This is a genomic window from Isoptericola sp. NPDC057391, from assembly GCF_042668085.1.
Lineage (GTDB): Bacteria > Actinomycetota > Actinomycetes > Actinomycetales > Cellulomonadaceae > Isoptericola.
This window is the reverse complement of the sequence record NZ_JBHVBO010000115.1, coordinates 1-13726: the sequence shown is the minus strand read 5'-3', so window position 1 is coordinate 13726 and position 13726 is coordinate 1. Positions and strand designations below refer to the sequence as shown.

The window sequence follows — 13726 nt, the reverse complement described above, 5'->3', positions numbered from 1 at the left end:
ACGACGTCCTGCCGGGCCGTCCGTCGTTCGGGCAGGGGTTGACCGATGCGGCCGACGCGTCGTAGCGTTTTCACTACAAGGAACCAATCTTCCATCTGGCGAAAGCGAGTCAGCGATGACGGACCAGATCCCCTACACCGTGAACTGCTCGATCCTCCTCACGGACCTGCCGCTCCTGGAGCGTCCGGCGGCCGCGAAGGCGGCCGGCTTCGACGGCGTCGAGTTCTGGTGGCCCTTCGCCACGCCGACGCCCGCGGCCGACGAGATCGACGCGTTCGTCGGGGCGCTGTCCGACGCCGGCGTGCAGCTCACCGGCCTCAACTTCGACGCCGGCAACATGCCGGGCGGCGACCGCGGCCTCATCTCGTGGCCCGAGCGCTCGGCGGACCTGCGCGCCAACCTCGACGTCGTGGCCCGCATCGGCGAGCGCACCGGCTGCCGCGCGTTCAACGCCCTGTACGGCAACCGCGTGGACGGCGAGGACCCGGCCGCGCAGGACGCGCTCGGTGCCGAGAACCTCGCTCTGGCCGCGAAGGCCGTCGAGCGCATCGGCGGCACCGTGCTGGTGGAGCCGGTGTCCGGCACCCCCGCCTACCCGCTGAAGACGTCGGCCGACGCCGTCGCCGTCCTCGACCGGGTCCACGACGAGCACGGCGCGACCAACCTCGGCCTGCTGTTCGACGTCTACCACCTGTCGGTCAACGGCTCGGACGTGGACCTCGACCTCAAGACCTACGGCGACCGGATCGCCCACGTGCAGGTCGCCGACGCCCCGGGCCGTGGCGCCCCGGGCAGCGGGGACCTGCCGATCCAGCGCTGGATCGGCGACCTCCGCGCCGCCGGCTACGCCGGCCCCATCGGCCTCGAGTACAAGACGGCCGACGCCGACCCGTTCGCCTGGCTGCCCCGCACCGAGCGCTCCGCGCGCTGAGCGCCCCGCACCGCAGCGACCCCGACCTTCCGAAAGGGACACGATCATGAGCACCATCGCCTTCATTGGCCTCGGCATCATGGGCAGCCCGATGGCCGTCCACCTGCAGAACGCCGGACACACCGTCGTCGGCTACAACCGCACGGCCGCCAAGGCCCAGCCCCTCGTCGAGGCCGGCGGCACCGCCGCCTCCTCCGTCGCCGAGGCCGTCAAGGCCGCGGACGTCGTCGCCGTCATGGTCCCGGACTCGCCGGACGTCGAGGGCGTGCTCACCGGCGACGACGGCGTGTTCGCGAACGCGCAGCCGGGCACGCTGATCGTCGACTTCTCGTCGATCCGCCCGGACGTCACCATCGCTCTGGCCGAGCAGGCGAAGGCCGCGGGCTTCCGCTACCTCGACGCCCCGGTCTCCGGCGGCGAGGCGGGCGCCAAGAACGCCGCGCTGTCGATCATGGTCGGCGGTTCGGCCGAGGACTTCGCCGCGGCCTCCGACGTCTTCGACGCCGTGGGCAAGACGGTCGTGCACGTCGGCCCGTCGGGCTCGGGCCAGACGGTCAAGGCCGCGAACCAGCTCATCGTCGCCGGCAACATCGCGCTGCTCGCCGAGGCCGTGATCTTCCTCGAGGCGTTCGGCGTGGACACCGAGGCGGCCGTCAAGGTCCTCGGCGGCGGCCTCGCCGGCTCCGCCGTGCTCAACCAGAAGGCCGAGAAGATGCTGGGCCGCGAGTTCGCCCCCGGCTTCCGCATCGACCTGCACCACAAGGACCTCGGCATCTTCACGACCGCCGCCCGCGAGCAGGGCGTCGTGGCCCCCGTCGGCGCCGTCGTCGCGCAACTCATGGCCGCGGCCCGCGCCGAGGGCGACGGCTCGCTGGACCACTCCGGCCTGTTCAACGCCATCGCGCGGCTGTCCGGTCGCGACTGACCGCCCCGAAACGACCCAGAAGACTCGAAGGAGAGCACCATGCCCCGCATGCGAGCGGTCGACGCCGCGGTCGCCATCCTGGCGAAGGAGGGTGCCACCGAGGCCTTCGGCCTCCCCGGCGCCGCCATTAACCCGTTCTACGACGCCATGCGCCAGCACGGCGGCATCCACCACGTGCTCGCCCGGCACGTCGAGGGCGCGTCGCACATGGCCGACGGCTACTCGCGCGCCGAGCGCGGCAACATCGGCATCTGCATCGGCACGTCGGGCCCCGCGGGCACCGACATGATCACCGGCCTGTACGCCGCGTGGGCCGACTCGATCCCGATGCTGTGCATCACGGGCCAGGCCCCGGTGGCCAAGCTCGACAAGGAGGACTTCCAGGCCGTCGACATCGCGTCGATCGCCGCGCCGGTCACCAAGCTGGCCAAGACGGTCCTCGAGGCGTCGCAGGTGCCGGGCGTCTTCCAGCGCGCGTTCCAGCTGATGCGCTCCGGCCGTCCCGGTCCGGTGCTCATCGACCTGCCGATCGACGTGCAGATGACCGAGATCGAGTTCGACCCGGAGACCTACGAGCCGCTGCCCGTGGAGCGCCCGCAGGCCACGCGCGAGCAGGTCGCCAAGGCGATCGACATGCTGCTGGCCGCGGAGCGCCCGCTGATCGTCGCCGGCGGCGGCATCATCAACGCCGGCGCGGAGGCCGAGCTGGTCGAGCTCGCCGAGACCCTCGGCGTGCCCGTGGTCCCGACCCTCATGGGCTGGGGCGCGATCCCCGACGACCACCCGCTGACCGCGGGCATGGTCGGCATCCAGACGTCGCACCGCTACGGCAACGCGACGTTCCTGGAGTCGGACTTCGTCATCGGCGTCGGCAACCGGTGGGCCAACCGCCACACCGGCGGCCTGAAGACGTACACCGAGGGGCGCACCTTCGTGCACGTCGACATCGAGCCCACGCAGATCGGCCGCGTGTTCGCGCCCGACTACGGCGTGGTCTCCGACGCGGGCGCCTTCCTGCGCACCGCGCTCGAGGTCGCGGCCGAGCGCAAGGCCGCCGGCCAGGTGCCGGACTGGTCGGCGTGGGCCGCCTCGGCGCAGGAGCGCAAGGGGAAGCTGCAGCGCAAGACGCACTTCACCGAGATTCCGATCAAGCCGCAGCGCGTGTACGAGGAGATGAACAAGGCCTTCGGCCGCGACACGGTCTACGTGACCACGATCGGCCTGTCGCAGATCGCCGGCGCGCAGCTGCTGCACACGTACAACCCGCGGCACTGGATCAACGCCGGCCAGGCGGGCCCGCTGGGCTGGACCGGCCCGGCCGCGCTCGGCGTCTCGCGGGCGCTGCCCGACGGCAACGTCGTCGCGCTCTCCGGCGACTACGACTTCCAGTTCATGCTGGAGGAGCTCGCCGTGGGCGCGCAGCACCACCTGCCGTACGTGCACGTGGTGGTGAACAACGCGTACCTGGGCCTGATCCGCCAGTCGCAGCGCGCGTTCGAGATGGACTACCACGTGTCCCTCGCGTTCGAGAACATCAACTCGGCGGAGACCGAGGGCTACGGCGTGGACCACGTCAAGGTCGCCGAGGCCCTGGGCTGCAAGGCGATCCGCGTCAAGGACCCGGAGGACCTGGGCGCCGCGTTCGCCAAGGCCCAGGCCATGACGGCGGAGTTCCGCGTCCCCGTGGTGGTCGAGGTCATCCTCGAGCGCGTCACCAACATCGCGATGGGCGCCGAGCTCAACGGCGTGAACGAGTTCGAGGACCTGGCCATCTCGGCCGAGGACTCGCCCACGGCCATCGCGCTGCTGGACTGAGCGCGACCGACCGAGCACGACCGGCCGAGCACGACCGGCTGAGCGGTACCCGACGACGGCGACGGGAGAGACGATGACGAGGACGGGAAGGCCCGACGGACGAGGGGGTGGAGCGACAATGACGCCGACACGGACGACGACCGGACCGACCGCGGCGCGCGTGCTGCTCGCCCCGGACAAGTTCAAGGGCTCCCTGACCGCCGGCGAGGTGGCCGCCCACCTGGCGGCCGGCCTGCGGCGGGCGGTGCCCGGCGTCGTCACCGACGAGCTGCCCGTGGCCGACGGCGGCGAGGGCACGCTGGAGGCCGCCCTCGCCGCCGGGTACACCCCGGTGGACCTGGTGGCGACGGGGCCCCTCGGGGACCCGGTCGCCACCCGGTACGCCCGCCGCGGGGCCACCGCGGTGGTCGAGATGGCGGCCGTCACCGGTCTCGCCCAGGTGACCCCGACGCCGGGCACGGCCCTCGCCGCCACGTCGCGCGGGCTGGGCGAGGTCATCGCGCACGCCCTGGACGCCGGCGCGCGGGAGATCGTCGTCGGGGTGGGGGGCTCGGCCAGCACCGACGGCGGAGCGGGCATGCTCGCCGCGCTCGGCGCGCGCCTCGCGTCCGGGGCGGGGGACCTCGCCGACGGCGGCGGCCACCTGCACGAGCTGACCGACGTCGACCTCGCGGGGCTGCACCCCGCGCTGGCCGACACCGAGATCGTCCTGGCGAGCGACGTGGACAACCCGCTGCTCGGCGAGCAGGGCGCGGCCGCCGTGTACGGCCCGCAGAAGGGCGCCGACGCGGCGACGGTGGCCGAGCTCGAGCTCGGCCTGGCCACGTGGGTCGACGTGCTCGCCACGGTCGGCGTCACCGGCGCCCGCGGGTACGCCGCCGAGCCCGGCGCGGGGGCCGCGGGCGGCGTGGGCTTCGCCTGCCTGCTGCTCGGCGCCGAGCGCCGCCCCGGCGTCGAGGAGGTGCTGGCCCTCACGGGCTTCGCGGACCGCCTCGCGGGGGTCGACCTGGTCGTCACCGGCGAGGGCAGCCTCGACCTGCAGTCCCTGCACGGCAAGACGCCGGTCGGCGTGGCCGCCGCCGCGGCCGCCGCCGGCGTCCCCACGGTCGCGGTGTGCGGCCGCACCGCCCTCAGCCGCGAGACGGCGGCCGCCGCCGGCCTCGGCGCGGTGCACGCCCTGACCGACGTCGAGCCGGACGTCGCCCGCTGCATCGCCGAGGCGGGCCCCCTGCTCGAGTCCCTCGCCGCGCGGCTCGCCGACCACCTGCCGGCGCTGATCACCCCGGCCCTGAACACCCCGGCCCTGAACACCCTGGAGAACGCATGACCCACGACCTCGTCGTCCGCGCCGCCCGCGCCGTCACCCCCGAGGGGGAGCGCGCCGTCGAGGTGGGCGTGACCGACGGCCGCATCGTCGCCGTCGTGCCGCTCGGCACCGGCCTGGCCGGCACCGAGGTGCTGGAGCTCGCCGAGGACGAGGTGCTGCTGCCCGGCCTCGTCGACTCGCACGTGCACGTCAACGAGCCCGGCCGCACCGAGTGGGAGGGCTTCGCCACCGCCACGCGCGCCGCGGCGGCGGGGGGCGTCACGACGATCGTCGACATGCCGCTCAACTCGCTGCCGCCCACGACCTCGGTCGCGAACCTGGAGGTCAAGAAGGCGCGCGCGGCGGACCAGGCGTTCGTCGACGTCGGTTTCTGGGGCGGGGCGGTGCCCGGCAACACCGCGGACCTGCGCCCGCTGCACGACGCCGGGGTGTTCGGCTTCAAGTGCTTCCTCGCCGACTCGGGCGTGCCGGAGTTCGGCCACCTGGAGGACGCCGAGCTGCGCGCCGACCTCGCGGAGCTGACGACCTTCGACGCGCTGATGATCGTGCACGCGGAGGACCCGGGCACGCTCGATGACGCCCCGCAGGAGCCCGGTCCCACGTACAAGAACTTCCTCGCCTCCCGCCCGGCCAAGGCCGAGTCCACGGCGATCGCCGCACTCATCGACGCGGCCCGCGCCACGGGCGCCCGCGCGCACGTGCTGCACCTGTCCGACGCCGACTCGCTGCCGATGATCGCGGCCGCCCGCGCGGAGGGCCTGCGCCTCACGGTCGAGACGTGCCCGCACTACCTGTCGCTGGACGCCGACCACGTGCCCGACGGCGCGACCGCCTACAAGTGCTGCCCGCCGATCCGCGAGCACGACAACCAGGACCGCCTCTGGCAGGGCCTGCGCGACGGCCTGATCGACGTCGTCGTGACGGACCACTCGCCGGCCACCGCCGAGCTCAAGCAGCCGGCGTCGGGCGACTTCGCCGAGGCGTGGGGCGGCGTCGCGTCGCTGCAGCTCGGCCTCGCCGTCGTCTGGACCGAGGCGCGCCGGCGCGGCGTCCCGCTCGCGGAGGTCGTGGGCTGGATGTCCGCCGGCCCGGCCGCGCTGGTCGGCCTGGAGCGCAAGGGCGGCATCGCGGTGGGCAAGGACGCGGACCTCGCGGTCTTCGCGCCCGAGGCGACGTTCCTCGTCGACCCGACGCGCCTGCACCACAAGAACCCGGTCACGCCGTACGCCGGTCACGACCTCACGGGCGTGGTGCGGCGCACGCTGCTGCGGGGGCGTCCCGTAGGCGACGAGCCCACCGGCACCCTGCTGCGCCGCGGCGAGGCCTGAGCAGAGAACGACGAGAACGACGAGAACGACACGAAGGACGACCGACATGACGCGACTGCAGCCCGGCGACGCCGCCCCCGACTTCACCCTGCCCGACTCCGCCGGCTCGCCGGTCTCCCTCGCCGACGTCCGTGCGCGCGCGGACAAGGGCGTGGTCGTGTACTTCTACCCCAAGGCGGGCACCCCCGGGTGCACCACCGAGGCGTGCGACTTCCGCGACAACCTCGCGTCGCTCGCGGGGGCCGGGTACGCCGTGGTCGGGGTATCCGCGGACCCGGTCGACGACATCCGCGCCTTCGTGGAGGCCGAGCGCCTGACGTTCCCCCTGCTGAGCGACGCGGACCACGCCGTGGCCGACGCCTACGGCACGTGGGGCCCCAAGACGATCGGCGACCGGACGTTCGACGGCGTGCACCGCTGCACCTTCGTCGTCGACCCGGACGGCACGCTCCGCACCGCCGAGTACGACGTCGAGGCGACCGGTCACGTCGCCGCGCTGCGCGCGCAGCTGGTGGGTGCCTGAGCTTCCGTGACCCGGTAGGGTCGCCCTGACAGGATTCCGCTAGGCGTAATACGAATTCCGCTGTGCAATGGACGCACGGCCGCAGCACACCCCCGTAGAACGAGAAACAAGGAGGGACTGTCGTGGAGCTCCCCGACGGCCTGACCATCACCGCCGAGATCGGCGAGCGCGACACCGAGGTGCTCACCCCGGCCGCGCTCGACCTGATCGTGACCCTGCAGCGCGAGCTGGGCGCCCGCCGCCTGGAGCTGCTGGAGGCGCGGCAGCGTCGCCGCCAGGCGCTCGCCGACGGCGGCACGCTCGACTTCCTCCCGGAGACCGCGCACATCCGCGCCGACGACTCCTGGAAGGTCGCGGAGCCGGCCCCCGGGCTGGTCGACCGCCGCGTGGAGATCACCGGCCCGACCGACCGCAAGATGACCATCAACGCGCTCAACTCGGGCGCGAAGTGCTGGCTCGCGGACCAGGAGGACGCCAACACGCCGCAGTGGCGCAGCGTGGTCGGCGGCCAGCTCAACCTGCTCGACGCGATCAACCGCACCATCGACTTCACCAACGAGTCGAACGGCAAGCGCTACGAGCTGAAGCCGGACGACGAGCTCGCGACGATCATCATGCGCCCCCGCGGGTGGCACATGAGCGAGAAGCACATCCTCGTCGACGGCCAGGAGACGTCGGGGTCCCTGGTCGACTTCGCGCTCTACGTCGCGACCGCCGGCCTGCGGCAGATCGCCAAGGGCCTCGGGCCGTACTTCTACCTGCCGAAGATGGAGTCGCACCTCGAGGCGCGGCTGTGGAACGACGCGTTCGTCCTCGCCCAGGACGCGCTCGGGATCCCGCGCGGCACCATCCGCGCCACGGTGCTCATCGAGACCATCCCGGCCGCGTTCGAGATGGAGGAGATCCTCTACGAGCTGCGCGAGCACTCGGCGGGCCTCAACGCCGGCCGCTGGGACTACCTGTTCTCCGTCGTGAAGAACTTCCGCACCCGCGGCTCGGAGTTCCTGCTGCCCGACCGCAACCAGATCACGATGACGGTGCCGTTCATGCGGGCCTACACCGAACTGCTGGTCCGCACCTGCCACAAGCGCGGCGCGCACGCCATCGGCGGCATGGCCGCGTTCATCCCGAGCAAGGACGCCGAGGCCAACGAGCAGGCCTACGCCAAGGTGAGCGCCGACAAGGCGCGCGAGGCCGGCGACGGCTTCGACGGCTCCTGGGTGGCGCACCCCGGCATGGTCGCCACGTGCAAGGAGGCCTTCACGGCGGTGCTCGGCGACCGGCCGAACCAGATCGACCGCACGCGCGAGGACGTGAGCGTCACGGCCGCCGACCTGCTGTCGGTCGACAAGACCCCCGGCACCGTCACCGAGGCCGGCCTGCGCAACAACGTCTCCGTCGGCATCCAGTACCTCCAGGCCTGGCTGGGCGGCCTCGGCGCCGTCGCCATCTTCGGCCTCATGGAGGACGCCGCGACCGCGGAGATCTCCCGCTCCCAGGTGTGGCAGTGGCTGCACAACGACGTCGTCCTCGCCGACACGGGCGAGAAGGTGACGCGGGAGCTCGTCGACCGCATCGTCGAGGAGGAGGTGGCGAAGCTCCCGGGCGGCGCCGCCGCCTTCGACGAGGCGCGCGCCACGTTCATGGACGTGGCCGTCGCCGACGAGTACATCGACTTCCTCACGACGGCCGCCTACGAGCGGATGGACTGAGGAAACCCGGCACGCTCGGCTGCGACGGGGGCGCCGAGCACCGCCGGACCGGAGACGGCCGGGACCACGTTCTGTGTGGCGTGGTCCCGGCCGTCTCGCCGTCTGCACCGTCGTCCCGGGAGTGACGTGGAGACAACCTCCCGGACATGTGCCGACCACTAGACTGGCGGCCATGTCCACCATCTCCCGAGACGAGGTCGCGCGCGTCGCCGCCCTGGCCCGGATCGACCTGCGCGACGACGAGGTCGACCGGCTCGCCGGCGAGCTCGACGTCATCGTCGACTCCATCGCCCGCGTGCGCGAGGTCGCGACCCCCGACGTGCCGGCCACCAGCCACCCGCTGCCCCTGACGAACGTGTTCCGCGAGGACGTGCCCCAGCCGGCGCTGCCCGTGGCCGACGTGCTGGCCGCCGCGCCCGACGCGCAGGACGGGCGCTTCGCCGTCCCGCAGATCCTCGGGGAGGAGTGAGATGACGGACCTGACCCGGCTGTCCGCGGCCGAGCTCGCCGAGACCCTCGCGCGCAAGGAGGCCTCCAGCGTCGAGGCCACGCGCGCCCACCTGGACCGCATCGCGGCCGTCGACGGCGACGTGCACGCCTTCCTGCACGTGAGCGAGGACGACGCGCTGGCCACGGCCGCCGACGTCGACGCCCGCCGCGCCGCCGGCGAGCAGCTGCACCCGCTGGCCGGCGTGCCGATCGCCGTCAAGGACGTCGTCGTGACGAAGGGCCTGCCCTCCACGGCCGGCTCCAAGATCCTCGAGGGCTGGATCCCGCCGTACGACGCGACGCTCGTCGAGAGGCTCCGCGCGGCGGGCCTGCCGATCCTCGGCAAGACGAACATGGACGAGTTCGCGATGGGCTCCTCCACCGAGCACTCCGCGTTCGGCAACACCCACAACCCGTGGGACCTCGACCGCATCCCCGGCGGCTCGGGCGGCGGCTCCGCCGCGGCCGTCGCCGCCTTCGAGGCGCCGCTCGCGATCGGCACCGACACCGGCGGCTCGATCCGTCAGCCGGGCGCCGTCACCGGCACGGTCGGCGTGAAGCCCACGTACGGCGGCGTCTCGCGCTACGGCCTCATCGCCATGGCCTCGTCGCTGGACCAGGCCGGCCCCGTGACCCGCACGGTGCTCGACTCGGCGCTGCTGCACGAGCTCATCGGCGGCCACGACCCGCGCGACTCGACGTCCATCCCCGAGCCGCTGCCGCCGCTGGTCGAGGCCGCGCGCCAGGGCGCGCTGGGCGACCTGTCCGGCCTCAAGGTCGGCGTCGTCACGCAGCTGCAGGGCGAGGGCTACCAGCCAGGCGTGCTCGCGCGCTTCCACGAGTCGCTCGAGCTGCTGACCAAGGCCGGGGCCGAGGTCGTCGAGGTCTCCTGCCCGAGCTTCGACTACGCGCTCGCCGCGTACTACCTGATCATGCCCGCGGAGGCGTCGAGCAACCTCGCGAAGTTCGACGGCATGCGCTTCGGCCTGCGCGTCGAGCCGACCGACGGCCCGGTCACCGCCGAGCGCGTCATGGCCGCCACCCGCGGCGCCGGGTTCGGCGACGAGGTCAAGCGCCGCGTCGTCCTCGGCACCTACGCGCTCTCGGCCGGGTACTACGACGCCTACTACGGCAGCGCGCAGAAGGTCCGCACGCTCATCCAGCGCGACTTCGACGCCGCGTTCGCGCAGGCGGACGTGCTGGTGTCGCCCACCGCGCCCACGACGGCGTTCCCGCTGGGGGAGAAGCTGGACGACCCGCTGGCGATGTACCTCAACGACGTCGCGACCATCCCGGCCAACCTCGCCGGCGTGCCGGGCATCTCGGTGCCCAACGGGCTGTCCGACGACGGCCTGCCCGTCGGGTTCCAGATCCTCGCGCCGGCGAAGGCGGACGACCGCCTCTACCGCGTCGGTGCCGCGCTCGAGTCGGCCCTCGAGTCCACCTGGGGCGCCCCGCTGCTGTCCCGCGCACCTCAGCTGGGCTGACGAGAAGGAGATCATCGCTGTGACCACCACGACCCCTGCTCTCGTCTCCTACGACGACGCCGTGCGCCGCTACGACCCGGTGATCGGCATCGAGGTGCACGTCGAGCTCGGCACCCGCACCAAGATGTTCTGCCCGGCCGAGCAGTCGTTCGGCGCGGAGCCGAACACGCAGACCACGCCGGTGTCGCTCGGCCTGCCGGGCGCGCTGCCCGTCGTCAACGGCACCGCCGTCGAGTACGCGATCCGCATCGGCCTGGCGCTCAACTGCCAGATCGCGGAGAGCTGCCGGTTCGCCCGGAAGAACTACTTCTACCCGGACGTGCCGAAGAACTTCCAGACGTCGCAGTACGACGAGCCGATCGCCTTCGACGGCTGGCTCGACGTCGAGCTCGAGGACGGCACGGTGCACCGCGTCGAGATCGAGCGCGCGCACATGGAGGAGGACGCCGGCAAGAACACGCACGTCGGCGGCTCCGCCGGCCGCATCCACGGCGCCGAGTACTCGCTGGTCGACTACAACCGCGCCGGCGTGCCGCTCGTCGAGATCGTCACCAAGCCGATCACCGGCGCGGGGGAGCGGGCGCCCGAGGTGGCCCGCGCCTACGTGCAGGCCCTGCGTGACATCTTCCGCGTGCTCGACGTGTCCGAGGCACGCATGGAGCGCGGCAACGTCCGCGCCGACGTCAACCTGTCGCTGCGCGCGACGCCCGACGCCCCGCTCGGCACGCGCACGGAGACGAAGAACGTCAACTCCTTCCGCTCCGTGGAGCGCGCGGTGCGGTACGAGATCTCGCGCCAGGCGGGGATCCTCGACGCCGGCGAGACCGTGATCCAGGAGACCCGGCACTTCCACGAGGAGGACGGCTCCACCTCGCCCGGCCGCGTGAAGTCGGACGCCGAGGACTACCGGTACTTCCCGGAGCCCGACCTCGTGCCCGTCGCGCCGTCGCGCGAGTGGGTCGAGGAGATCCGCGCGACGCTGCCCGAGCTGCCGCAGGCCCGGCGCCGCCGCCTGCACGACGAGTGGGGCTTCGCGGACGCGGAGATGCGCGACGTCGTGAACGCGGGCGCGCTCGACCTCATCGAGGCGACCGTCGCCGCCGGCGCCACGCCCGCCGCCGCGCGCAAGTGGTGGATGGGCGAGCTGGCCCGCCGCGCCAAGCAGGACGAGGTCGAGCTCGCGGACCTCGCGATCACGCCCGCCCAGATCGGCGAGCTCCAGCGGCTCGTCGACGCCGGCCGCATCAACGACAAGATCGCCCGCCAGGTGCTCGACGGCGTGCTCGCCGGCGAGGGCGACCCGGAGGCGGTCGTCGTGGCGCGCGGCCTGGAAGTCGTGTCCGACGACGGCCCGCTCCTCGAGGCCATCGACGCGGCGCTCGCGGCGCAGCCCGACATCGTCGAGAAGGTGCGCGGCGGCAACCAGGGCCCGGTCGGCGCCATCATCGGCGCGGTGATGAAGGCGACCAAGGGGCAGGCGGACGCCAAGCGCGTCCGGGAGCTGGTGCTGGAGAGGATCGGCTGATGCGGTCGCCCGTCCTGCACGGGGAGCTCGTGCGCCTGCGCCCGATCGAGGCGCGGGACGCCGACCGCCTCTGGGCGTCGCTGCGCGACCCGGACGGCGGCCGGCTGACGGGCATGGGCACCAACGCCGCGTCGTCCCGCGCCGAGGTGGACTCCTGGGCCGCGAGCGCGGCGGACCTGCCCGGCCGGTTCGACTGGGCGATCACGTCCGCCGCCGTGCGGGACGGGGAGCTGGTCAGCGACGAGCTGCTCGGCGAGATCGCCCTCGACCAGGTGGACCTCACGCTCCGGTCGGCGAACCTGCGCCTGCGGATGATGCCGGACTACCGGGGCCGCGGCTACGGGCGCGAGGCCATCGGGGAGGTCCTGCGCTTCGCGTTCGACGGCGCCTCCGGCCCGGGCCTGCACCGCGTGAGCCTCGCGGTGATCAGCGTCAACCCGCGGGCCCGTGCCCTGTACGACTCGCTCGGCTTCCGCGAGGAGGGGCGCCTGCGCGACGCCTTCCGCGACGGGCAGGGCTGGGCGGACGCCATCGTCATGAGCATCCTCGAGGACGAGTTCCGCGCCGGGGCCGGCACGGACTGAGCCCGCCCCCGGCCCGCACGCAGCGCCGGCGTCCCGCACCCGCGGGGCGCCGGCGTCGTCGTACCGAGGCACGATGGTCGGGCGGCTTGACCCTCGATCCGGCGACGACTAATCTCGCAAAGCAGAATCTCAATTCCGACACGCGGAAACCGGCAGGGCTGCCGGACCGCCCGAGCGAGGAGCGCGACGATGACCCAGCCAGGCCCGCAGACCACCCGCTACTACACCCCGCAGGGCGGGCTGCCCGGGCAGGAGGAGCTGCTCACCGACCGCGCGATCGTCACGGAGGCGTACACCGTCATCCCGCGGGGCGTGCTGCGCGACATCGTCACCTCCAACCTGCCCGGCTGGGACAAGACCCGCCTCTGGGTGCTCGCGCGCCCCGTCGAGGGCTTCGCGACCACGTTCGCCCAGTACGTCGTCGAGGTCTCCCCGGGCGGCGGCGCCGACCGCGGCGAGATCGAGGACACGGTGCAGTCCGTCGTCTTCGTCACGGAGGGCACGCTGACCCTCACGGTGGGCGGCGAGGAGCACACCCTCGAGCCCGGCGGGTACGCCTACCTCGCCGCCGGCGACGAGTGGTCGCTGCACAACCGCTCGGACGCCAAGGCCGCCTTCCAGTGGGTCCGCAAGGTCTACGAGCGGATCGACGGCTACGAGGCGAAGACCTTCGTCACCCGCGAGCAGGACATCGAGCCGCGCCCCATGCCGGACACCGACGGCGCCTGGGCCACCACGCGCTTCGTCGACCCCGACGACCTGGCGCACGACATGCACGTCAACATCGTGACGTTCCAGCCCGGCGGCTCCATCCCGTTCGCGGAGACGCACATCATGGAGCACGGCCTGTACGTGCTCGAGGGCAAGGCCGTGTACCGCCTCAACGGCGACTGGGTCGAGGTGCAGGAGGGCGACTTCATGTGGCTGCGCGCCTTCTGCCCGCAGGCCTGCTACGCCGGGGGGCCGAAGCCGTTCCGCTACCTGCTGTACAAGGACGTCAACCGCCAGGTGCGGCTCGACCGCCGCTGACCGCGGCCCGCATCGCGCCCCGGCGACCGGGCGCCTCGAGCTGGTGCGCCC

Annotated in this window: 11 protein-coding genes and 1 pseudogene; all 12 read left to right on the top strand. The window is 73.1% G+C overall.

Features of this window, described 5'->3' with window-relative positions; genetic code table 11:
- Nucleotides 1-115 precede the first annotated feature (115 nt).
- Nucleotides 116-871, top strand: a pseudogene (locus ACFUVW_RS14275) (hydroxypyruvate isomerase family protein); the annotation flags it as partial.
- Nucleotides 780-1856 (top strand): 2-hydroxy-3-oxopropionate reductase, encoded by a 1077-nt coding sequence (locus ACFUVW_RS14270; protein ID WP_430571986.1) that lies wholly within the window; start codon nt 780-782, stop codon nt 1854-1856. The pseudogene ACFUVW_RS14275 and the gene ACFUVW_RS14270, both read left to right, overlap by 92 nt.
- Nucleotides 1857-1895: 39 nt before the next feature.
- Nucleotides 1896-3671 (top strand): glyoxylate carboligase, encoded by a 1776-nt coding sequence (gene gcl, locus ACFUVW_RS14265; RefSeq protein ID WP_430571985.1) that lies wholly within the window; start codon nt 1896-1898, stop codon nt 3669-3671.
- A 118-nt stretch (nt 3672-3789) separates the two neighbouring features.
- Nucleotides 3790-4998 carry a glycerate kinase gene (locus ACFUVW_RS14260; RefSeq protein ID WP_430571984.1) on the top strand — a complete coding sequence of 403 codons (1209 nt, stop codon included), beginning with the start codon at nt 3790-3792 and terminating at the stop codon, nt 4996-4998.
- Nucleotides 4995-6326, top strand: a complete 1332-nt coding sequence (gene allB / locus ACFUVW_RS14255; protein ID WP_430571983.1) for an allantoinase AllB — start codon at nt 4995-4997, stop codon at nt 6324-6326. Before ACFUVW_RS14260 ends, allB begins: the two co-directional genes overlap by 4 nt.
- Before the next feature lie 46 nt (nt 6327-6372).
- Complete coding sequence (bcp, locus tag ACFUVW_RS14250; RefSeq protein WP_430571982.1) at nt 6373-6849, top strand: thioredoxin-dependent thiol peroxidase; 477 nt, start codon at nt 6373-6375, stop codon at nt 6847-6849.
- A gap of 122 nt (nt 6850-6971) precedes the next feature.
- Nucleotides 6972-8561, top strand: coding sequence for a malate synthase A (aceB, locus tag ACFUVW_RS14245; RefSeq protein WP_430571981.1), 1590 nt, complete (start codon nt 6972-6974; stop codon nt 8559-8561).
- Between the two features lie 172 nt (nt 8562-8733).
- Nucleotides 8734-9030, top strand: a complete 297-nt coding sequence (gene gatC / locus ACFUVW_RS14240) for an Asp-tRNA(Asn)/Glu-tRNA(Gln) amidotransferase subunit GatC (RefSeq protein WP_429731461.1) — start codon at nt 8734-8736, stop codon at nt 9028-9030.
- Nucleotide 9031: 1 nt separating this feature from the next.
- Nucleotides 9032-10537 (top strand): Asp-tRNA(Asn)/Glu-tRNA(Gln) amidotransferase subunit GatA, encoded by a 1506-nt coding sequence (gene gatA, locus ACFUVW_RS14235; RefSeq protein ID WP_430571980.1) that lies wholly within the window; start codon nt 9032-9034, stop codon nt 10535-10537.
- Nucleotides 10538-10556: 19 nt separating this feature from the next.
- Complete coding sequence (gatB, locus tag ACFUVW_RS14230; protein ID WP_430571979.1) at nt 10557-12062, top strand: Asp-tRNA(Asn)/Glu-tRNA(Gln) amidotransferase subunit GatB; 1506 nt, start codon at nt 10557-10559, stop codon at nt 12060-12062.
- Nucleotides 12062-12646, top strand: coding sequence for a GNAT family N-acetyltransferase (locus ACFUVW_RS14225; RefSeq protein WP_430571978.1), 585 nt, complete (start codon nt 12062-12064; stop codon nt 12644-12646). The genes gatB and ACFUVW_RS14225 overlap by 1 nt, the downstream gene beginning before the upstream one ends.
- A 189-nt stretch (nt 12647-12835) precedes the next feature.
- A complete protein-coding gene (locus tag ACFUVW_RS14220; RefSeq protein WP_430571977.1) occupies nt 12836-13675 on the top strand; it encodes a bifunctional allantoicase/(S)-ureidoglycine aminohydrolase in 840 nt (279 codons plus the stop codon).
- Nucleotides 13676-13726: the final 51 nt, after the last annotated feature.